The sequence below is a fragment of the Burkholderia sp. 22PA0106 genome (assembly GCF_047497155.1).
GTDB lineage: Bacteria > Pseudomonadota > Gammaproteobacteria > Burkholderiales > Burkholderiaceae > Burkholderia.
This window is the reverse complement of the sequence record NZ_CP163162.1, coordinates 1,623,345-1,643,939: the sequence shown is the minus strand read 5'-3', so window position 1 is coordinate 1,643,939 and position 20,595 is coordinate 1,623,345. Positions and strand designations below refer to the sequence as shown.

The window sequence follows — 20,595 nt, the reverse complement described above, 5'->3', positions numbered from 1 at the left end:
TGGTCGTACCGGGCCGCGACCGCTGCGTGCGCGCCGATCGTGTCGATGCGGGCAGGCGATCCGGCGACCCGATGGGGCGCAAAAGTAGCATTGCACCGCGCTGGTGCGAAGCGATCAATTCTCCTGATCTAAGCAGGAAAACGGATAAGGGCGGCGATGACGAAGCGCTGGCGCCGACGTGTCGTCGCGCGGCGGGCATCGACCGAGCAAACGCACGGCGTCGTGCCGTGGCCGATGGCCTTCGCGCTCGGTGCGTCGATTACTCGATCTCCGACATCCCGCCCTGTTCTGCTGCCGGGTTCGCGGCAGCCGGCAACGGATGAAAGGAAGCACGCTTCGGCGCGGCACTTGTCATGAAAACCCGAGTCGGCAGCGTAAAGTGCCGCAATTCCAGTACGTCGAGCGGGCCTGCCCCCGCTTCGCTGCGCAGTTGCATCTTGAGCGGAACGCCCTGGCTCGTATCGGGCATCCATGTCAGCAGGTAGCGCGCGTTGTCCTGCTTCGACACCTTCGCCTGTTCGAGCAGCCGGATCAGGCCGAATCGGCCCTGCGAATCGAGCGCCGTGCGCAGGCCGCCGTGCGCGGTCTGCCATTCGATGTGCGACCGGTTCTCGATCGACTGGCCAGGCCATTCGAACGACGTCCATTCCTGCTTCTGGTTGAAATAGTGCAGCTCACGCCCCGACAGCACGAGTTTCAGATCGGTGACCCCGGGTATGGGCACCGCCTGCAGGTCGTATCGCATATGGGCATCGCCCGACGGGAACAACGCGATCGACAGGCGCATGAGCTTGTTCAGGCCGGCAAGGAACGCGGGATCGACCGTCAGCGCGCCGTGGTCGGCGCCCTGAGCCGCCACCCAACGATCGCCCCGCCGTTCCACCACGCCGGCCAGTTGCGTCGCGACGAACTGCGTGACGACACCGTTATCCGGCCGCATGAAGCGCGCCATGTCGGGCAGCGATGCATCGTTGTCGGAGTCGGCGAACGGATAGCGTCCGCCGAACGTCCCGTTCCAGTCGGCCAGGATGGCGGTGCGCCAGATTTCGTTCAGGTTCGATGCCGCCGGCTGCACCACGACTTGCCAGGCCTGATCGAACGGTGCCCGGAACAGTTCGCCGAAACCCGCCCACTGATCGCCCAGGCTCGCGGCCACGCGGCTCGCGTAGTCACGGCTGTCGCCAAGATCGGAGGTGCGGCCCTGCAGGACGGATTGCGCGGCGACACGCGCCATCGCATCGGGATCGGCATTCGACGCAATCTGCGACACCTTGAGGCGCACGGCGGTGACCCGTTCGAGATATCGCGCGAGACTCAAGTCCCCTGTCGCGGCGAGCGGCGCGGAGGTTTTGCTGCCCGCGGATACGCCGGAGCCCAGATCGCTTCCCGTCAGGCGCAGGATCGGCCCGAAGGCCGCGGCAAGTGGCGGCAGCGGTGCCGAAGGCTGCCTGGACGGATCGTGCTCGGTGGGACCGACAAGCTGCTGCGCTTTGCTGATCAAGGTATTGGACAGCGATTGAACCTGCATGCCCGCCCCCGCCTGGTAGACGACGGCGTTCATCAGGGCAACGAGCGGCGAGCGTTGCGGGTCACCCAGGAGCGTCAGTTGGTCCGCCGTGTCGGATAGTGTCCGTGCCGGCTGCCAGCGCAGGCCGTTGAGGAACACCGCCCATGCAAGCGCGTAATCGTCGAAGTAGCGCTGCCGCAACTCGGCTTTCAGCGTTGAAGGAGCGGCTTGTGTCGCCTTGGCATCGGACAGTACCCAATCTCCTGCCGCGTCATGTTGCTCGCCTGCTTTGTCGATCGCCTTCGAGATGCGCTCATCCCACGCTGCGCGAGTGAACACACCGGGCACGGTCACTGTCGTATTGAACAGCCCGCGACTGCTCGAATCGCCAAGCAGCATCGCGAGCGAGACAGGCGGGTATTTGGCCGTCGCATCGTCGAGGAGCTGCTGGTACACCCGATCCGTCGAGTTCTGGATGCCGCGTACGCCGATGATCGTCTGGCGAGTCGCGGCAACGAGCGCGAGATCCGGCGACATGGCAGCCACGCGGCCTTGGCTCCAGTGATCGGTCAGGAATGCGATCGTGTGCTGGCGCAGGTCTTCCCACGCACCGGGCCGCAGCGGCGCAGGGTTCAACCTGCTCGGCGCGGCTGTTGCAACGAGCTGCTGGGTCAGAAATGCCGAATCCGCCCGCTCGGGCTTCGCGAGCATCAGGTAAGCCTTGAGCGTGTCGTAAGCGGCTTGCAACCGGGCGTTGCCGCTGCCGGCGATTTCAGCGTCGGACCGGGACGCGAGTTGGCGCAGGCTTTCTTCGAGCTGCTGCTGTATCGGAGCCACGAGGATGTGGCTCGCCGCGCCGGCGTAGTGCGGCCACAGCGCATCGAGCAGCACGCCGTCACGATTCAAGCCGAATCGGGCCGACCACGATGCGCCGTCACGCCGATGGATCTCCAGCGTCTCGATCTGTCGATCGAGACCATCGAGGGCTTGCATGGCGCGTGTGCGATCCTCGGCAGCCGCCAATGCCGCGACCTGCTCGGACGCGCCCCGGATCGATGCGCGATTGATGAATCCCGACACCATCGCGCCCGCAATCCAGCAACCCACCAGCGCTGTCACAAGCCATGCCGCCGTAACCGAAAGCGATAAACCGACATGGCGGCCCCGGATCCCGCGGCTGTGTTCGGCGACCGTCCGCCAGATCGCCCGGTGTTGAAGGTCGGCCGGCGTTTGCGACGTCGGTTCCTTGGAGAGGGGAACGAACAGCAGCCCGTGAACCGCGTGCCGCCAGATACGCGATTGGGCCGTTTGCAATACCAGGCTCGACAACGCGCCTCGAAGATTCGAAACATGCTGCGACAGTTCGGCGGGATAGCGGTCGCGAGCGTTCTTCGCGAGACGCGCGACGCCCGCATCCGACAAGGTGTAAACGAGGTTTTGCAGCGACGTGTCGATGTCGTCGGCGCTGACGCGCGCATTGGCCCACGTAAAACCGATCGACTCGTCGAAGCTCGATACTTCGCCATTGAAATCCGTGACGTTGAGCAGATACACGGGCGCGGCCCAGCGCAAGGCACGGGCGTGCCGTGAGAGCCGGTGGGCGAGTTCATCGGCATCGAACGGCGCATTGCTTGAACTGCGGTGACTGGCCACGGCCACGATCGCATCGACCGGACGACGGCGACGGCGCAGGCGGCGGATCTGGTCGAGCCATTCGATCTCGAGCGTGTCGCGGGTTTGCCGGGCATACAGCAAGACCGTGTTACCCGTGATGCAATATCCCGCTTCGACCAGCCCCGGAGCCAGGCGCTCGACCTGCGACGCATCACCCGCAACGAGCACCCACCGGTCGCGAAAGCGCCAACGCCAGCCATGGCGAGCGCGGAGCTTATCGCGCAAACCAGCTGCACGAGATTGTTGTGCGGCCGGCGCCGTGCCATCGCTCTGTTCGCTCGACGAACCGAATTGATTTTTGAGCCAATGCCGAACGCGCCGCATCGCGATCGCCGGTCGGGACGATGCATCGAAACCGAGCCACAGATACAACAGCACCAATACGCAACAAAGCACAACGATGCATTCGGCGCGCTGTTCAGGCGAATGAAGGCCGATCAGCGCATCGCCTTTGAACCAGATCGTCAGGCCTGATAGAAAAAATGCAATGACGATGCTCAGGGTGTCGATCCGAAACTTTCGAAGCATAGTTGATCAAAGTTGAAGCGGGATGCCGGGGCCGGGAGTTCCCTGCATTCCGCGAGTGGGTGGCGACGTGGCCGAAATGCGTCCGGCATCGGCATTCGATGGTTTGCTCAACCATCCACATACGAGGTGGTCTGGGACGGAAGCAGACGCGGAGGAACATCGCATTGGCACACGCACAGATCGCCATCGAGCGCGGCTTCCCGGCCGGCCGGTCCCTTCATCGACAAGCGTGCGCCATAACACACGATGCGCCCGATCGACTGGCAGGCCGGACACCAAACGTCATCCTGTTCATACGCTTGCTCGCGATCGCCGACCCTGTCATTGAAATCGCCGCCCAGCACCGTGCCGTCCGATGTCGTTCGATCGCCTTTCAGAATGTCGTAGCGCCTGACCATGATGTGATGTCCTATTGATATGAAAATCGTGCGTTGGGTGTTGACTTGCTTGAAATGGCCCGTCCGATATGCGTGCCCGTGGCGTCATCGTTTGATATTGCGCAGGACAGCGAAGCAGGCACCGGCCTTGTCCGTGGTCACGACGAGCTGGGGTGCGCCATCCCGAGCCGCCGCGCAAGCCGCATAGGCTGCAACGAGCCACGGTGCGGCTACACCGGCGTGGCCAACCGTATGGTCGACATTCGCAAGCTTCGCACCGATACCCGCCTTGACCAGCGCTTTGGTGACTTCATTACCCGTAGCAGTATCCAGCCCGCCTCGCCAAACGCGTTTGACCTCAGTCGCGTCAACGCGCCCCCATTGCAAAGCCCGTGCGAGCGCATCGTCAATCGGGCAGTGCGCTACGCCGTTTGGTCGGTGCAACATGGCGAGTGGCGCGAGTTTGAAGCTTCGACACGCCGCTTCCGGCGCGAGAAGCATGGCGACAACCGCTTCCGCGCTGCCGTCGGGAGGGAGGGCTTGATAAATGTCATTCAGCCTCACACAGGCGATCAACCGCGCCTCTTCGTCGCGCTTTGGGTCGATCCGATCGAGCCATGCATCGACATGCATCAGATCCGGGGGCGCATCGAAGATTTTCACGGGCACCGGGCGAAAATTCGACTTGTTCCATTGCTGATTCCAGATCGCTTGCACCTCGTCCGGATTCGTCATACCCGGCAACACCAGTTCAACCTTCAGCTTCAATTCCACCGGTAACGAATGCAATGATTCGGCAAGCGCATCCATCACCGCGCTGAATGCCCACGCCAACACGTAAGGCCGACGCTCGTCATCTTGCGTAAAGCGGATATGATTTTCGTTTGCGTCCGGTTTTTCGAACCACCGTGCATTGACTGGCGGTGCGTCCGGCTTCGGGAGCGCTTGTGGTTCAAGCTTGACGGAGCCATACATCACCTTGTCGAAGTGATCGTCGCTCGCATCGCTTGAGAACCTGCATGCGGTAGCAAGGACTGCGATCGGCCGACTTGCCTCGTCGAAGACATTGTTCATGTGGTCATGTCGAGCCTGGTTCCAGGCGATGGCATCGAGTCGACGCCCTTCGTAAGCGCTATAGCGACGCAAGACAACGAACGCGGCAAGACCGAACGGATAGACCGTTACGCAGATCCAGAACCAAGGTGTCTGGGCAGGTTCATCCTTGGGCCAGAAAAGCAGGACCGCAAATACGCCGGCAGTCGCAAGCACGAAAAAGACAATCGTCCAGACGAGCGTGGATGGTGGTGTATCGGGAACGGGCGCTTCTGGTGGGAACCTGGTGAAGTCAACGGCCATCTGCCCTCCTTCAGAACCCGTTGGGTCGTGGGCGCAAGGTGCGCGAGATAACGTCCCATAGGGCGACTGCTTCGCCCTCGCTCATCGATGCGGCTTTGATTTGATCGTGCATTACGCCGTTGGGAGAACCCGTTGACATATCCAGGGTCAGCAATGGCGACTGCGGACCGCTTGTCATCGAGTTCGCTTCGAGGGTGAATATGTTCCCCGGCACCCTTAACGCGGTTTCCCCGCTGATCAGCCATTCTTCCGCATGGATTCCTTGCAATTCGACAGCGCCTTTACGAATGCTTCTGCCGCCTTTGATCGACCTCAGTGCGGCAGCGATCTGGCCACCACGCTGCAAAAGCGTGTCCGCTTCGCGGATTTCGGAATTGCTTGAAAAGCCGAGATTGACGTCTCGGTTGTTGTTAAACACGAACTGTGCTCCCACTTCCTCTTTATCGCCTGCTTTGCCGGGTAGGAATGCGCCGGGGAAACAGATGCCGGGTTCTGCGGGAATTTCATTTTTGTCGCGCCAGCGTAATCGTTTTATTAGATCGAATATGAGATGGGTTTTTTGGGGGACGTCGTTATAGATTCCAATTTGCTTGACAATCGGGTCCTGCGTCTGATCCGGGTGAAGAAAATCACTGCCAACAATTCCGAGCTTGAAGCGATATCCGTGATCCCATTTATACGCCTCGAAAATTCGATTTCCGGGGTCGTCGCTTACATTCCCCCGATGTACAAAGTAATGTGTATCCGGCCCATCCACTTCATCATCAACATAGAGCAACGGATAAGCGTCAATGCTTTTCTGCTTTTTCAGTTCCGCCCGGCGACTCGCGATCTCCTGACGGTAGGCCTCATGTGACATGGCGTCCGAATCGATCTCCACACCCTGAACTGTGGCACCACCGGAAACCAACATATCTGCAGGCATATCGATCAGATATCGACCAATGCAGTATGTTTCAAGGTTTTGAGTCAACTGACTCACGTTATGTTTTTCCTGTTCGGTCAATGGCGCCGGCGATCGACTACATGCGGCAATGAAGAGCAACGGCAGCAAGAAAATCCATTTTCCTAGGCAAATTTTCATTTTATGTCTTCCAGTGTTGCTTATCACAATAGGCAGCAAGCAACATTACTTCTCAGAGACCGACCAAAGACCGATGTATCCGGAAGCAACTTGGTGAAATCACGCCACCTAAAAATTAACTAGCCATTCATTTTTGTGACGACACGATCACTCAATACCCCATTTAATTTATTCAAAACGCGCCGGGCCGAGGGCGTAGCGTTCGGGAAATTCGATCCCACAATTCAACCGCCTCGCCTTCCGTGAGCGAAGCTTGCTTTATCGAATTCCCAGTGAAATTATTACAATCTCCATTACTCATATCCAGTCCAATATATGGGCTCATGGCACCACTGGTCGCAGCATTGGCTTGCAGCGCAAAGCTATGCCCTGGAACACGACTGGCCGTCACACCAGAGAGCAGAAGTTCTTCCGCTTTAATTCCGTTAATATCAACCGATCCGGATCGAACAATATGTCCATTAGTGTTCGGATCTCTTATCAACGCTCGGATTTCAGGCAAGCGACTCAGCAGCGTATCTTTTGGCAGCTCCTTCAAATCGGTATCCGTACTCAACTTAAAAGATACGTCAGTGTTGCTCTTTAACGCAAAAAAGGCGCTTACATCTTCACCAATCGCTGCCTTGCGCGGCAGAAAGCCACTCTCGAAGCACACGCCAGGATCCTGGGGAATTTCGTCATCTGAACGACCGCGAACGCTCGCAGCGAAGCTGAGAATCAGAGATTTTTTTTCGGGAACATCGTTTACCTTCCAATTCTTCATTTCATAAGGCGCCCCCTTCATCCTTACCTCAAATTCAGAATTAATGGAATCGACCGCATCTGTCCAAATTTTTATCGAATAGCCGGCATCCCATTTATACGCCTCAATTTTACGACCTGAATCAGACGTAGCATCGGGATCATCTAAGGCAACAAAATAGCGACCATTCTGGAGGCCTGGTACGCGCCCATAGTCGTATAAAACTCGATAACCATATCGATTTTTCCTCGACTTCAAACTGAGCTCATAAGCGTTTAGTTCACGAGAAAACGCATCAAGCGTCACACGCTTGGCCTCAAAGGAAATTCCCTGAATGGTTGCATCACCTCTAGATAAGGCATCGTCCGGCATATCGATTAGATATCGACCAATGCAGTACGTCTTAAGGCTTTGGGTCAACTGATTCACGCTATACGTCTCCTGTTCGGTCAATGGCGCCGGTGGTCGACTACATGCAGCAATGAACAGTAATAGCAGCAAAGAAATACACCTTCCCAGACAAAGTTTCATTTCATGTATTCCAGTACCGCTCGCCGCGAGAGGTCGCGAGAAATATTGCATATCAAAAACTATCGAACACTGGATGCTTCTGAGGGCAACCTGGCGAAGTCAACGCCATCTCAGAATGCATTGGGTCGCGGGCGCAACGTACGCGAGATAACGTCCCATAGCGCAACCGCCTCGAGCCGGACTCGATAGTGGGTCTGATCGGCCGACGTCGCAAACTCGTCGAATTCCGTGATGACGCCGTGGATCGTATGCGCCGGCGGCATCTTGCTGAACTTCTGTGCATTTTCCCCGAACATTTTTTGCAGATAATCCATGTCGGGATCAACTGGCGCAATAATGAATTTCGCCGGTCGGCCAACGACCTGAACCATTGGGATTCCGGCCACGGGGCTCGTGAATTCGATGTCGTATCGGTATAGCTCGCTCACCGCATCCCGGCCGCAGAATCTGAGCACGGAAAACGGCGCCGGGTGCGGTGCCAATTTCAATTCATAGGCCTGGACAGGCAGGATCGATGACATACGGCAACTCCGTCGAGAGCAAAAATGCACCAATATTCACGGCAGCCGCCATTAAACATATTTGAATTATTTTCGTCAAATTTTTATCGTTGTTTTAATTGACATGCCTATATTATTGGATGATTCTCAATCCAGTGATTAAGAAAAAACCTATAACCATCCAATCCATTTATTTTAATTTTCACTTCTTCTGTTTTTTAAACTCGTCCAGATAGCCAGCACCCACGCCCGTCCGGCGTGCAACCTGCCTACCCGTCTTCCCTTCAAAGCAAACCCCAATTCCTTCGTTGTCCGCCCAACCCCAGCCATGCGACGCTAACCGGTTTCGACCACCCTCACGCGGCGCCCACCGCCGCGCCGCCCCGACGATGACTGGCAAGCCGATCCGCCTCAACGCGTTCAACATGAACTGCGTCGGCCACATCAATCACGGCCTCTGGACGCACCCGCGCGACCGATCCGCCGACTACAACACGCTGTCCTACTGGACCGATCTCGCCAGGCTGCTCGAACGCGGGCTGTTCGACGGACTGTTCATCGCCGATATCGTCGGCGTCTACGACGTGTACGGCGGCTCCACCGACCTGACGCTGCGCGAATCGATCCAGTTGCCGGTCAACGACCCGATGATGCTGGTGTCGGCGATGGCCGCCGCCACGCAGCACCTCGGCTTCGGCATCACCGTCAACCTGACCTACGAAGCGCCCTACCTGCTCGCGCGCCGCTTCTCGACGCTCGATCACCTGACGCAGGGCCGCGTCGGCTGGAACATCGTGACCGGCTACCTGGACAGCGCCGCGCGCGCGATGGGCCTCGCCGGCCAGATCGAGCACGACGAGCGCTACGATCGCGCCGACGAATATCTCGAAGTGGCCTACAAGCTGTGGGAAGGCAGCTGGGAGCCGGGCGCGGTGCGGCGCGACCGCGAGGCGCGCGTGTTCGCCGATCCGGCCAAGGTGCATCGCATCCGCCATCAGGGCCGCTATTACGACGTGGATGGCTATCACCTGGCCGAGCCGTCGCCGCAGCGCACGCCGGTGCTGTTCCAGGCCGGTTCGTCGGGGCGCGGCCAGCAGTTCGCGGTGCGCCACGCCGAATGCGTGTTCGTGTCGAGCGGCAGCCGCGACGGCACGCGCACGCTGGTGGCGGCGCTGCGCCGTCAGGCGGCCGAAACCGGGCGCGATCCGGCCAGCCTGAAGATCTTCATGGGCGTGACGGTGATCGTCGGGCGCACCGAGGCCGACGCGCGCGAGAAATACGCCGAATACGCGCGCTACGCGAGCCCCGAGGCGGGCCTCGCGCATTTCTCGGCCGGCGCCGGCATCGACTACGCGGGCCTCGACCTCGACGACGAACTGGCCGCCAACGGCAGCCCCAAGCCGCGCGGCATCGAATCGTCGGTGCAGCGCGTGACGGATGGCCGCCAGGGCTTCACGGTGCGCGACCTGCTCGGCCAGATGGCGCTGGGCGGGCGCTACGCGACGATCGTCGGCGACCCGGTGCAGGTGGCCGACGCGCTGACGGGCTGGATCGACGACACCGACATCGACGGCTTCAACCTCGCACGCACGGTCACGCCGGAAAGCTACGAGGATTTCATCGACCTGGTGATCCCGGAGTTGCAGGCGCGCGGGCGGTACAAGACGGCTTACGAAGCGGGCACGCTGCGCGAGAAGCTGTTCGGCGGCGCCGCGACCTTGCCGCCAACCCATGCGGGCGCGGCTTACCGGCACGCCCCGACGCGATAACGCCCATTCCGCCACCGCAACGTCACCCCTGCCAAACCCGAAATTCTTAGCAGAATTGATTGGTTTGGCGGCCCGGGGCCGGTCACTACACTCGTCATGTCTTGTCATGACAAGTGGATCATGCCCAATACCAATATCGTCCCGCTGTCCCCGCAGCCGCTTTACGAACAGATCAAGGACGCGTTGCGCGCGCGCATCCTCGACGGCACCTACGCGCCCCACGCGCGCATGCCCTCGGAACACGAACTCTGCGCGCTGTTCGGCGTGAGCCGCATCACCGTGCGGCAGGCGCTCGGCGACCTGCAGAAGGAAGGCCTGGTGTTCCGCATCCACGGCAAGGGCACCTTCGTCGCCAAGCCGAAGGCGTTCCAGAACGTGGCGTGGCTGCAAGGCTTCGCCGAGGCGATGTCGTCGATGGGCTATGAAATCCTGAACCAGTTGCGCAGCCTGCGCGCCGTCAAGGCCGATCGCCACGTGGCGGCAAAACTTCAGTTGCCCGAAGGATCGGACGTCACCGAAATCCGCCGCGTGCGGCTGCTGAACCGCGAGCCGGTGTCGCTCGAAATCACCTGGGTGCCCGAGGCGCTCGGCAAGCGCCTCGCCAACACCGACCTGAGCACCCGCGACATCTTCCTGATCCTCGAAAACGACTGCGGCGTGCCGCTCGGCCATGCCGACCTGTCGATCGACGCGATCCTCGCCGACGACGAGATCGTCGAGGCGCTGCGCGTGGAAGACGGCAGCCCGGTGCTGCGCATCGAACGCCTGACGCATGACGAGGCCGGCCGGCCGGTCGATTACGAATACCTGTATTTCCGTGGCGACGCGTTCCAGTACCGGCTGCGCGTCGACCGTCAAAAACCGCGCGCCCACCGGAGGACCCCGCGATGAATACCCAAGTGCTCGATTACGATCTGATCGTGGTCGGCGGCGGCACGGCCGGCCCGATGGCCGCGATCAAGGCGAAGGAACGCAACCCCGCGCTGAAGGTGCTGCTGCTCGAAAAGGCCAACGTCAAGCGCAGCGGCGCGATCTCGATGGGGATGGACGGCCTGAACAACGCCGTGATCCCGGGCCACGCCACGCCCGAGCAATACACGCGCGAGATCACGGTGGCCAACGACGGCATCGTCGATCAATCGGCCGTGTACGCCTACGCGAAGCACAGCTTCGCGACCATCGAGCAGCTCGACCGCTGGGGCGTGAAGTTCGAGAAGGACGGCAACGGCGAATACGCGGTCAAGAAGGTCCACCACATGGGCGCCTACGTGCTGCCGATGCCGGAAGGCCATGACATCAAGAAGATCCTGTACCGCCAGTTGAAGCGCGCCCGCATCGCGATCACCAACCGGATCGTCGCCACCCGCGTGCTGACCGACGCGCAAGGCCGCGCGGCCGGCGTGCTCGGCTTCGACTGCCGCACCGCGCAGTTCCATGTGCTCCGCGCCAAGGCCGTGATCCTGTGCTGCGGCTCGGCCGGCCGGCTCGGCCTGCCCTCGTCGGGCTACCTGATGGGCACCTACGAGAACCCGACCAATGCCGGCGACGGCTACGCCATGGCCTATCACGCCGGCGCGGCGCTCGCGAACCTCGAATGCTTCCAGATCAACCCGTTGATCAAGGACTACAACGGCCCGGCCTGCGCCTACGTGACCGGCCCGCTCGGCGGCTTCACGGCCAACGGCAACGGCGAACGCTTCATCGAGTGCGACTACTGGAGCGGCCAGATGATGTGGGAGTTCTACCAGGAGCTGCAAGGCGGGCGCGGCCCGGTGTTCCTGAAGCTCGACCACCTGGCCGAGGAAACCATCCGCACCATCGAGGAGATCCTGCACACCAACGAGCGGCCGAGCCGAGGCCGCTTCCACGCCGGGCGCGGCACCGACTACCGGCAGCAGATGGTGGAGATGCATATCTCCGAGATCGGCTTCTGCAGCGGCCACAGCGCCTCGGGCGTGTATGTGGACGAACACGGCCTGACCACCGTGCCGGGCCTCTACGCGGCCGGCGACATGGCGGCGGTGCCGCACAACTACATGCTCGGCGCGTTCACCTACGGCTGGTTCGCGGGCGAGCACGCGGCCGACGACATCGCGGGCCGCGAGCTGTCGCCGGTCGACGAACAGCAGGTGGCCGCCGAGCGCGCGCGCGTGCTGGCGCCGCTCGAACGCGAGCACGGCCTCGCGCCGTCGCAGGTCGAATACAAGCTGCGCCGCATGGTCAACGACTACCTGCAGCCGCCGAAGGTCACGCGCAAGATGGAAATCGGCCTGCAGCGCTTCGGCGAGATCGGCGAGGACATCGAAGCCATTCGCGCGGCGAACCCGCACGAGCTGATGCGTGCGGCCGAGGTCAGCGTGATTCGCGATTGCGCCGAGATGGCCGCGCGCGCCTCGCTGTTCCGCACCGAAAGCCGCTGGGGCCTGTATCACCATCGCGTCGATTTCCCCGAGCGCAACGACCGCGACTGGTTCTGCCACACGCACCTGCGCAAGGATGCCGACGGCCGCATGACCAGCGAGAAGCGCGAGATCGAACCGTATTGCGTGCCGGTGTCCGACCTCGAACTGGGCGCATATTCGCGGCTGCGCGTGCGCGAACCCGGCAACGCCCAAGCGGCCGACACCGCTACCGCTCTCTGAGGATACCGAACCATGCCGACCACCCCGCACGACATTCTCCAGCGCAGCAGCGCGCCCGTGACGATCGACGAATCGCTGTGCATCGCCGAAAAGGGCTGCACCGTCTGCGTCGATGTCTGCCCGCTCGACCTGCTCGCGATCGACACCTCGAAGGGCAAGGCCTACATGCAGTTCGACGAATGCTGGTACTGCATGCCCTGCGAACGCGACTGCCCGACCGGCGCCGTCACGGTCGCGATCCCTTACCTGCTGCGCTGACGCCCGGCTCGCCGCCGCTCCCCACACCTACGCCCAAACGAAAACGATATGTCGCTCTCCTCACGATTCCTGCGCCGCCTCGCGGCGCCGGCCCTGCTCGCAGCCGCCGCCGCGGCACACGCCGACACCATCCGCATCGCGATCGGCACGCAGGACACCACCATCAACTGCGCGGCCGGCGGTTTGCTGATCCGCGAGTTGCATCTGCTAGACAAATACCTGCCGCACACCGGCAAGTACGCCGACGTCAAATACGACATCGAGTGGAAGGACTTCACGTCCGGCGCGCCGATCACCAACGAGATGGTCGCCGGCAAGCTCGATTTCGGCGTGATGGCCGATTTCCCCGGCGCGCTGAACGGCGCGGCGTTCCGCAAGGCCGGCAAGCGCAGCGAGTTCATCACGGTGCTGTCCGGCAGCGTGGACGGCAGCGGCAACGGCATCGTGGTGCCGAACGATTCGCCGGTGCGCGGCATAGCCGACCTGAAGGGCAAGACGATCTCGGTGCCGTTCGCCTCCACCGCGCACGGCATGCTGCTGCGCGCGATCCGCGCCCAGGGCTGGAACCCCGATACCGACGTCAACATCATCACGCAGGCGCCCGAAGTGGCCGGCAGTGCGTTGAAGGCCGGCAAGATCGCCGCGCACGCCGATTTCGTGCCCTACGCGGACCTGTTCCCGTATCGCGGCATCGCCCGCAAGATCTACGACGGCTCGCAGGCGCACGCGCCGACCTTCCACGGCACGCTGGTCGATGCCGATTACGCGGCGCGCTACCCCGAGGTGGTGGTGGCCTACCTGCGCGCGGCAATCGAGGCCAATCAGCGGCTCGACCGCGAGCCGGAGAAAACGGCGCTGCTGATCGAGAAGGTGACGGGCATCGAAGCGCCGGTCGATTACCTGTACCTCGGCCCGCTCGGCCTGCAAACGCGCGACCTCAGCTGGAAGCCGGCCTACCGGCAGGCGGTGGCCACCGCGATCAACACGCTCAAGCTGCTCAAGAAGAGCGATAGCGAACCCGATCCGGCCACCTTCATCGACGACCGGTACATCCGCGAGGCGTTCAAGCAATCGGGCCTCGATTACGCGGCGGCGCTCAAGAACACCGCGCCCACCCCGCTCGCGGCCAACGACGCGAAAACCGGCAAGCCGCTGCGCGATGCGCGCGATCTCGCCCAGCTGTGGCCGGCCGGCGACGCGCCGATCCGCAACTACGCACAACCGGCCGACGCGTTCGCCGAGGCGCGCCGCATCGAGCAAGGCGGCGGCAAGCCGCGCGCGCTGTTCGTGCGCGATCACGACAGCGGGCTGAAGCTGTTCGCCAATCAGGCCTGGTACGTGAAGGGCGCGCACGGCGAGATCGCCGCGTTCCTGCTGAAGTCGGAGGCCGAAACCTATGCGCAGCGCGCCGCCGGCACCGTGGCCGACTACGCGGCCGTCTCGGGCCTCGCGGGCACGAGCGCGGCCACGGCCACCACCGCCGCGCGTTGAACGCTGAACGCACGCGTTCCGCCTTTCCTTCGCATCTTCGTATCTCCGCACCTTCGTATCCGCAGAGGAGCCCGCATGGCCGTCACCTTCGATGTTTCCGAACCGGCACGCGCCGAGGCGCGGCCCGCCGCGCAGGCGCCCGGCCGCCGCGTGGCGTGGCGACGCCGCGCGATCCGCACCGCCTCGCTCGCGGCGTGCATCGCGCTGTGGCAGGCCGCCGTCCACTTCCGCGTGTCGCTGGGGCTGATCACGTTCGCCAACGTGCCGTCGCCGGCCGATGTGCTGCCCGCGCTGTGGGCGCTGCTGCAATCGCCGAAGCTGCCGATGCACCTGGCCGCCAGCCTCACGCGCGTGCTGGCCGGCTTCGGCGCGGCGGCCGTGACGGGCGTGGGCCTCGGTCTCGCGATCGGCCGCTACCGGCTGCTGGAGGACGTGCTGCTGACCCCGCTCGAAGTGCTGCGGCCGATTCCGGCGGTGGCGTGGATTCCGCTCGCGATCCTGATGTTCCCGTCGTCGGAACTGAGCATGATGTTCATCACGTTCATCGGCGCGCTGTTCCCGATCCTGCTGAACACCGTGCACGGCGTCGAGGCGCTCGACCGGCGGCTGGTGGCCACCGCGCGCGGGCTCGGCGCGCGCTCGTTCGCGCTGTATCTCGAAGTGGTGCTGCCCGGCGCGGCGCCGGCGATCTTCACCGGCCTGTCGATCGGCATGGGCACCGCGTGGTTCTGCCTCGTGACGGCCGAGATGATCGCCGGGCAATACGGCATCGGCTATTTCACGTGGGAGTCCTACACGTTGCAGAACTATGCGGACATCGTGGTCGGGATGGGGCTGATCGGCGTGCTCGGCATGGGCAGCAGCCTGCTGGTCAAGCGGCTCGGCACGGCGCTCACGCCGTGGTATCGCCAGCGCGGAGGCCTGCGATGAACGCCGCGCTGCCCGCCGCCACCTTGGCGGCCCCATCGCTCGACACCGCCGCCGGCCGCATCGAGGTGCGCGGCCTGACCGTCGAGGTCGGCCCGCCGCAAGCGCGCATGGCCGCCATCGACACGCTCGATCTAAGCATCGCGCCGGGCGAGTTCGTCTGCGTGCTCGGGCCGTCCGGCTGCGGGAAATCGACGCTGCTCGGCGCGATCGCCGGCCACCTGCGCGGCGCGCACGGCGCGGTGGAGGTGGATGGCGCGCGTGTCGAAGCGCCGTCGCCCGAGCGCGGGCTGGTGTTCCAGCAACACACGCTGTTTCCGTGGAAGCGCGTGCTCGACAACGTCGCGTTCGGCCCGAAGATGCGCGGCGTGTCGGCCGAGGCCCGCCGCCGCGACGCGGCCGAGATGCTGGCGCTGGTGGGCCTGGCCGGCTACCAGGCGCATTACCCGGCCGAGTTGTCGGGCGGCATGCAGCAGCGCGTCGAAATCGCCCGCGTGCTGATGAACCGGCCGCGCGTGCTGCTGATGGACGAGCCGTTCGGCGCGCTCGACGCGCAAACGCGCCGCATGATGCAGGCGTTGCTGCTCGACGTGTGGGCGCAGGTGCGCACCACCGTGGTGTTCGTCACGCACGACATCGACGAGGCGCTGTTTCTGGGCGGGCGGATCGTGATGCTGTCGGCGCGGCCGGCGCGCATCGTCGCCGACCTGCCGGTGCCGCTGGCGCGCCCGCGCGGCGACGACAGCACGATCGATCCGGTCTTCGTCGACCTGAAGCGGCGCTGCCTGGCCTTGCTGCGCGAGGCGGCCTGAATCGAATGCACGAAACGTTTCGCTTCCCCCTTTTACGATCCGTCCCGAGAGACCGATAGATGACCGCCCTTTCCCCGCCCGCCGCGCCGCCCGCACTGCCCGAATTGCCGGCGCTGCTCGACCTGTCGGCCGTCGATCCCGATGCGCTGCAGCTGCTCGCGCGCCTGACCGATGCCGACGCCGCCGTGCGCCGCATCGCGATGTTCGAACTGGCCGATCTGGAGGACCCCGAACTGGTGCCGGTGTTCGTCGCCACGCTGGGCGCGGACCCGGCCGCCGAGGTACGCCGCGAGGCCGCGCTCGCGCTGGCCGCCTGGGAACAGCACGACGCCGTGGACGCACTGTGCGCCGCGCTGCTCGACGCCGACGACGGCGTGCGCGAGGCCGCCGCGCAAAGCCTGTCCGAACTGAAGGAACCGGCCTCGGGGGCCACGCTGCGCCGTTGGGCCGAGCGCCCCGAGCCGTTCGTGGTGCGCGCGGTGCTGCGCGGCCTGCGCGAATTGCGCTACGCCGATGCGTGGCAGCCCGCGCTGGCCGCGCTCGATGCCGACGATGCCGGCGTGCGGCTCGAAGCGGTGGCCGTGCTCGGCTGGCTCAAGGATGCGCGGGCCTTGCCGAGGTTGGCCGCGCTCGCCACCGGCGACGCGCAAGCCGAGGTACGGCGCGCGGCGGCCGGGGCGCTGGGCTTCGGCGTGGACGCCGACGACACGGCCGCGCCCGTTGCCGCCGCACTTCTGGCCGCGCTGGCCGACGACGCCTGGCAGGTCCGCGAAGCCGCAGCCGTCACGCTCGGCCGGCTGCGTGCCAGGGCCGCCGTGGCCGCGCTGGAGCACGCGCTCGACGATCCCTATTGGCAGGTGCGGCTGCGCGCGACCTGCGCGCTCGGGTTGATCGGCGAACGCGCATCCGGCCCGAAGATCGCCGCGCTGCTCGTCCATTCGATCAGCAACCTGCGCAAGGAGGCCGCGCTCGCGCTCGGCGAATTGCGCGACCCGGCCGCGCTCGACGCGCTGCGCAGCGCGCTCGACGACGCCGATCCCGAAGTGCGCAAGGCCGTGCGGATCGCGATCGGCCAGATCGAGCAAGCGGGCGCATGAGCGCCGCGCCGCTCGAACTGCGCAGCGACGCGGCCAGCCGCACGCTGACGCTGCGCTGGGCCGACGGCCGCCTCGGCACGCTCGCTCACGCCGCGCTGCGCGACGCCTGCCCGTGCGCAGGCTGCCGCGCACGGCGGCTGGCCGGCGAGCCGGTTGTTACGCATCCCGAAGTGAGCGTGACCGACGTCCACCCGATGGGCTATGGCGTACAACTGGTGTTCGACGACGGCCACGATCGCGGCATTTTCCCGTGGCCGTTCCTGGCGGCGCTGGCCGCCGCTTGAACCCGAAACGTCAAGTCAACGACAACGCCGCGCAGGCTGGTGGCCCGCGCGGCGTTTGACCGGCTCATGACGAACGCGCGTCAGCGACGCCCGGCGAGCCGCCTCACCACGTCGACGAACAGATCGATTTCGCCATAGGTGTTGTAGAACGCCAGCGACGGCCGCACGGTCGCCTCCAGGCCGAAGCGGCGCAGGATCGGTTGCGCGCAATGATGCCCGGAGCGCACCGCGATGCCCTCCTCGTTCAGCGCACGCCCCACTTCCTCCGTCTCATAGCCCTTCAGCACGAACGACAGCACGCTGGCCTTGTCGCGCGCCGTGCCCACCAGCCGCACGCCCGGCACCGGCGCGAGCTTCTCGGTGGCGTAGGCGAGCAGGTCGTGCTCGTAGCGCGCGATCCGCTCGATGCCGACCCGCTCCACGTACTCCAGCGCCGCCCCCAGGCCCACCGCGTCGGCGATGTTGCCGGTGCCGGCCTCGAAGCGGTTCGGCGCGGGCTGGAACACCGTGCGCTCGAACGTCACGTCCGCGATCATGTTGCCGCCGCCTTGCCACGGCGGCATCGCATCGAGAATGCGCCGCTTGCCGTACACCACGCCGATCCCGGTCGGGCCGTAGATCTTGTGGCCCGAGAACACGAAGAAATCGGCGTCGAGCGCCTGCACGTCCACCCGCATGTGCGAGATCGACTGCGCGCCGTCCACCAGCGCCACCGCCCCGGCACGATGCGCCAGCTCGATGATCTCGCCCACCGGCACCACCGTGCCCAGCGCGTTCGACACCTGCGTGACCGCGACGATCCGCGTGCGCGCGTTCAGCAGCTTGCGGAACTCGTCGAGCCGTACCTGGCCCGAATCGTCCACCGGAATCACGCGCAGCGTCGCGCCCTGCTGCGCGGCCAGTTGCTGCCACGGCACGATGTTCGCGTGGTGCTCGAGGTTCGAGACGATGATCTCGTCGCCCTCGCCCACGTTCTGCACGCCCCAGGTCTTGGCGACCAGGTTGATCGCCTCGGTCGCGCCGCGCGCGAAGATGATCTCGTCCGACGACGCCGCGCCGATGAAGCGCCGCACCGTGTCGCGCGCGTGCTCGTAGGCATCGGTGGCGCGGCCCGCCAGCGCGTGCGCCGCGCGGTGGATGTTCGAGTTCTCGTGCGCGTAGAAATGCGCGAGCCGGTCGATCACCGCCTGCGGCTTGTGGGTGGTGGCCGCGTTGTCGAACCAGACCAGCGGCTTGCCGTTCACGCGTTCGGCCAGGATCGGGAAATCGCGGCGAATCGCATTGACGTCGAACGGCGGATGCGCGCCAGCGAACGGTGACGTGCTCGTCGATGCTGCCGGCGCACCGTCGCTCACGAAATAACGCGCGCCGCTGCCGCCCGGTGCTTTCCCTGCATCGTGCAGTGCCAACAAGTCACGCAGCGCGTCGGCATCGGGCAGCCCGTAGCTTTGCGCAGACGGCGCGCCCGACACCGGCGCGGCGACCGGCTGCGGCGCGGCATGCCAGCCGTGCGCGGCATCGTCGACGAAATAGAACGGCGACGCGCCCGGCACAGCCGCCGCACGCGCCGGGCCTGCCGACGACACCGGCGGCACGCCGAGCAGCGCACCGCCGCCGCGCGGTTCGAGCGCGGGCGCGGCGACCGTGGCCGTATCGGGCAGGCCGTTGGCCGCCGCCGCGTGCGGCGCGAGCGCCGGCGCGCGGTTGCCGAGCGACAGCACCTGAGTGGGCGCGGCCGGCAGCAGGTTCGCGCCCGGCGCCTTGCCGGCCGGCACGCCCTGCGACGGCACGCCAGTGCCCGTGCCACCCGGGCCGGCGAGCGGCGAACCGGCCGGCGCGGGGTTGGCAGCCAGCGCCAGGGCCTGCGCGGCGGCGGGCAGCGTGGCGGGCGCGATGCCGGCCGCGCCGCTGCCGAGCGCCGCACCCGGCGCATCCGCGCGCCCCGGCAACGCCGAGAAGAACGCGTTCGCCAACTGCGCGAGCGCCGCCGGATCGGGCAGCCCGACGGGCGCGCGCGCGCCCGGGGCCGCCAGATCAGCGGTAGGTGTCGGGGTAGTCATGGTACTTGCCGATCTCCACGTCATCGAGAACCGCGAGCGCGTCCACCGAATGGACGGCCAGCGAGCAGTAGAGCGAAATCAGGTACGACGCGATCGCCTGGTTGTTGATGCCCATGAAGCGCACCGACAGGCCCGGGCCCTGTTCGCCGGCCACGCCCGGCTGGTAGAGGCCGACCACGCCCTGGCGCTTGTCGCCCACGCGCAGCAGCAGGATCTTCGACTTGCCGTCGGCCACCGGCACCTTGTCCGACGGAATCAGCGGAATGCCGCGCCACGTGATGAACTGCGAGCCGAACAGGCTGACCGTGGGCGGCGGCACGCCGCGCCGCGTGCATTCGCGGCCGAACGCGGCGATCGCCAGCGGGTGCGTCAGGAAGAACGCCGGCTCCTTCCAGACCTTGGTCAGCAGCTCGTCGAGATCGTCTGGCGTGGGCGCGCCGGTCAGCGGAAATACGCGCTGTTCCTCGGCCACGTTCGCCAGCAAGCCATAGTCAGGATTGTTGATCAATTGGCTTTCCTGCAGCTCCTTGATCGTCTCGATCGTCAGGCGCAGTTGTTCCTTGATCTGGTCGTGCGGGCTGCTGTAAAGGTCCGAAATGCGCGTATGCACGTCGAGCACGGTGCTGACCGCGTTCAGAAAATACTCGCGCGGCTGTTCCTCGTACGGCACGAACGTCTTCGGCAGTTCGCGCTCGTCCTCCAACTGCGTGCAGGCGGCCCGCACGGCTTCCGGGTCCTTCACCTGGTTCAGGCGGTAGATGCCGGCCTCGACCGGCACCCACTGCAGGAAATGGGTCAGCCAGCGCGGCGTGATGGTGGAAAGCTGGGGAACGGTCTTGGTGGCATTCGCAAGCTGGCGTGCGGCGTGATCGCTCAGCGTGGTCGGGCCGTTTGCTACGGTCGACATGTCGGGCTCCGGGTTTAGAAGAAAATCGGGAATGCTTATGACGCTCGGC

16 protein-coding genes and 1 pseudogene are annotated in these 20,595 nt (G+C 64.6%); 9 read left to right on the top strand and 8 right to left on the bottom strand.

Going from position 1 to position 20,595, the window contains the following annotated elements:
- Positions 1-259: 259 nt before the first annotated feature.
- From AB4850_RS07000 to AB4850_RS06975, 6 genes and pseudogenes are all read right to left on the bottom strand, one after another.
- A complete protein-coding gene (locus AB4850_RS07000) occupies positions 260-3,709 on the bottom strand; it encodes an ImcF-related family protein (protein ID WP_414441879.1) in 3,450 nt (1,149 codons plus the stop codon).
- 107 nt (positions 3,710-3,816) lie between these two features.
- The gene (locus AB4850_RS06995; protein ID WP_414441878.1) at positions 3,817-4,107 is read right to left on the bottom strand and encodes a PAAR domain-containing protein; all 291 of its coding nucleotides are present in this window, start codon (positions 4,105-4,107) and stop codon (positions 3,817-3,819) included.
- Positions 4,108-4,191: 84 nt separating this feature from the next.
- Positions 4,192-5,442: a hypothetical protein gene (locus AB4850_RS06990; protein WP_414441877.1), complete on the bottom strand. Its 1,251-nt coding sequence runs from the start codon at positions 5,440-5,442 to the stop codon at positions 4,192-4,194.
- 10 nt (positions 5,443-5,452) lie between these two features.
- Positions 5,453-6,496: a T6SS immunity protein Tli4 family protein gene (locus AB4850_RS06985; protein ID WP_414441876.1), complete on the bottom strand. Its 1,044-nt coding sequence runs from the start codon at positions 6,494-6,496 to the stop codon at positions 5,453-5,455.
- Between the two features lie 202 nt (positions 6,497-6,698).
- On the bottom strand, positions 6,699-7,697 hold the full coding sequence (locus tag AB4850_RS06980) for a T6SS immunity protein Tli4 family protein (RefSeq protein WP_414441875.1): 999 nt from the start codon (positions 7,695-7,697) through the stop codon (positions 6,699-6,701).
- Between the two features lie 272 nt (positions 7,698-7,969).
- Positions 7,970-8,320, bottom strand: a pseudogene (locus AB4850_RS06975) (type VI secretion system tip protein VgrG); the annotation flags it as partial.
- 368 nt (positions 8,321-8,688) lie between these two features.
- On the opposite strand from AB4850_RS06975, the gene AB4850_RS06970 reads away from it, so the two are divergent.
- From AB4850_RS06970 to AB4850_RS06930, 9 genes are all read left to right on the top strand, one after another.
- A complete protein-coding gene (locus AB4850_RS06970; RefSeq protein ID WP_414441874.1) occupies positions 8,689-10,068 on the top strand; it encodes an LLM class flavin-dependent oxidoreductase in 1,380 nt (459 codons plus the stop codon).
- A gap of 120 nt (positions 10,069-10,188) precedes the next feature.
- A complete protein-coding gene (locus AB4850_RS06965; protein WP_414441873.1) occupies positions 10,189-10,959 on the top strand; it encodes a GntR family transcriptional regulator in 771 nt (256 codons plus the stop codon).
- Positions 10,956-12,710 (top strand): fumarate reductase/succinate dehydrogenase flavoprotein subunit, encoded by a 1,755-nt coding sequence (locus tag AB4850_RS06960; RefSeq protein ID WP_414441872.1) that lies wholly within the window; start codon positions 10,956-10,958, stop codon positions 12,708-12,710. The genes AB4850_RS06965 and AB4850_RS06960 overlap by 4 nt, the downstream gene beginning before the upstream one ends.
- Positions 12,711-12,722: 12 nt before the next feature.
- A complete protein-coding gene (locus AB4850_RS06955) occupies positions 12,723-12,968 on the top strand; it encodes a ferredoxin family protein (protein WP_206128487.1) in 246 nt (81 codons plus the stop codon).
- Between the two features lie 48 nt (positions 12,969-13,016).
- Positions 13,017-14,459 (top strand): ABC transporter substrate-binding protein, encoded by a 1,443-nt coding sequence (locus AB4850_RS06950; protein ID WP_414441871.1) that lies wholly within the window; start codon positions 13,017-13,019, stop codon positions 14,457-14,459.
- Positions 14,460-14,534: 75 nt separating this feature from the next.
- The gene (locus AB4850_RS06945) at positions 14,535-15,389 is read left to right on the top strand and encodes an ABC transporter permease (protein WP_414441870.1); all 855 of its coding nucleotides are present in this window, start codon (positions 14,535-14,537) and stop codon (positions 15,387-15,389) included.
- Positions 15,386-16,198 carry an ABC transporter ATP-binding protein gene (locus AB4850_RS06940; RefSeq protein ID WP_414441869.1) on the top strand — a complete coding sequence of 271 codons (813 nt, stop codon included), beginning with the start codon at positions 15,386-15,388 and terminating at the stop codon, positions 16,196-16,198. Before AB4850_RS06945 ends, AB4850_RS06940 begins: the two co-directional genes overlap by 4 nt.
- Before the next feature lie 59 nt (positions 16,199-16,257).
- Entirely contained in the window at positions 16,258-17,295 is a 1,038-nt protein-coding gene (locus tag AB4850_RS06935) for a HEAT repeat domain-containing protein (RefSeq protein ID WP_414441868.1), read from the top strand.
- The gene (locus AB4850_RS06930) at positions 17,292-17,579 is read left to right on the top strand and encodes a gamma-butyrobetaine hydroxylase-like domain-containing protein (RefSeq protein WP_414441867.1); all 288 of its coding nucleotides are present in this window, start codon (positions 17,292-17,294) and stop codon (positions 17,577-17,579) included. Before AB4850_RS06935 ends, AB4850_RS06930 begins: the two co-directional genes overlap by 4 nt.
- An 80-nt stretch (positions 17,580-17,659) precedes the next feature.
- Here the strand turns inward: AB4850_RS06930 and AB4850_RS06925 are convergent, their stop codons facing one another.
- Together AB4850_RS06925 and AB4850_RS06920 are read right to left on the bottom strand one after the other, a co-directional pair.
- Positions 17,660-19,639 (bottom strand): family 2A encapsulin nanocompartment cargo protein cysteine desulfurase, encoded by a 1,980-nt coding sequence (locus tag AB4850_RS06925; protein ID WP_414441866.1) that lies wholly within the window; start codon positions 19,637-19,639, stop codon positions 17,660-17,662.
- Entirely contained in the window at positions 19,614-20,546 is a 933-nt protein-coding gene (locus tag AB4850_RS06920; RefSeq protein WP_206127357.1) for a family 2A encapsulin nanocompartment shell protein, read from the bottom strand. The genes AB4850_RS06925 and AB4850_RS06920 overlap by 26 nt, the downstream gene beginning before the upstream one ends.
- Positions 20,547-20,595 lie beyond the last annotated feature (49 nt).

Bases quoted from the DNA above. Each gene is read 5' to 3' on its own strand.
- AB4850_RS07000 (WP_414441879.1), bottom strand. From the start codon at position 3,709: ATGCTTCGAAAGTTTCGGATCGACACCCTGAGCATCGTCATTGCATTT.
- AB4850_RS06995 (WP_414441878.1), bottom strand. From the start codon at position 4,107: ATGGTCAGGCGCTACGACATTCTGAAAGGCGATCGAACGACATCGGAC.
- AB4850_RS06990 (WP_414441877.1), bottom strand. From the start codon at position 5,442: ATGGCCGTTGACTTCACCAGGTTCCCACCAGAAGCGCCCGTTCCCGAT.
- AB4850_RS06970 (WP_414441874.1), top strand. From the start codon at position 8,689: ATGACTGGCAAGCCGATCCGCCTCAACGCGTTCAACATGAACTGCGTC.
- AB4850_RS06965 (WP_414441873.1), top strand. From the start codon at position 10,189: ATGCCCAATACCAATATCGTCCCGCTGTCCCCGCAGCCGCTTTACGAA.
- AB4850_RS06960 (WP_414441872.1), top strand. From the start codon at position 10,956: ATGAATACCCAAGTGCTCGATTACGATCTGATCGTGGTCGGCGGCGGC.
- AB4850_RS06955 (WP_206128487.1), top strand. From the start codon at position 12,723: ATGCCGACCACCCCGCACGACATTCTCCAGCGCAGCAGCGCGCCCGTG.
- AB4850_RS06950 (WP_414441871.1), top strand. From the start codon at position 13,017: ATGTCGCTCTCCTCACGATTCCTGCGCCGCCTCGCGGCGCCGGCCCTG.
- AB4850_RS06945 (WP_414441870.1), top strand. From the start codon at position 14,535: ATGGCCGTCACCTTCGATGTTTCCGAACCGGCACGCGCCGAGGCGCGG.
- AB4850_RS06940 (WP_414441869.1), top strand. From the start codon at position 15,386: ATGAACGCCGCGCTGCCCGCCGCCACCTTGGCGGCCCCATCGCTCGAC.
- AB4850_RS06935 (WP_414441868.1), top strand. From the start codon at position 16,258: ATGACCGCCCTTTCCCCGCCCGCCGCGCCGCCCGCACTGCCCGAATTG.
- AB4850_RS06930 (WP_414441867.1), top strand. From the start codon at position 17,292: ATGAGCGCCGCGCCGCTCGAACTGCGCAGCGACGCGGCCAGCCGCACG.
- AB4850_RS06925 (WP_414441866.1), bottom strand. From the start codon at position 19,639: ATGACTACCCCGACACCTACCGCTGATCTGGCGGCCCCGGGCGCGCGC.
- AB4850_RS06920 (WP_206127357.1), bottom strand. From the start codon at position 20,546: ATGTCGACCGTAGCAAACGGCCCGACCACGCTGAGCGATCACGCCGCA.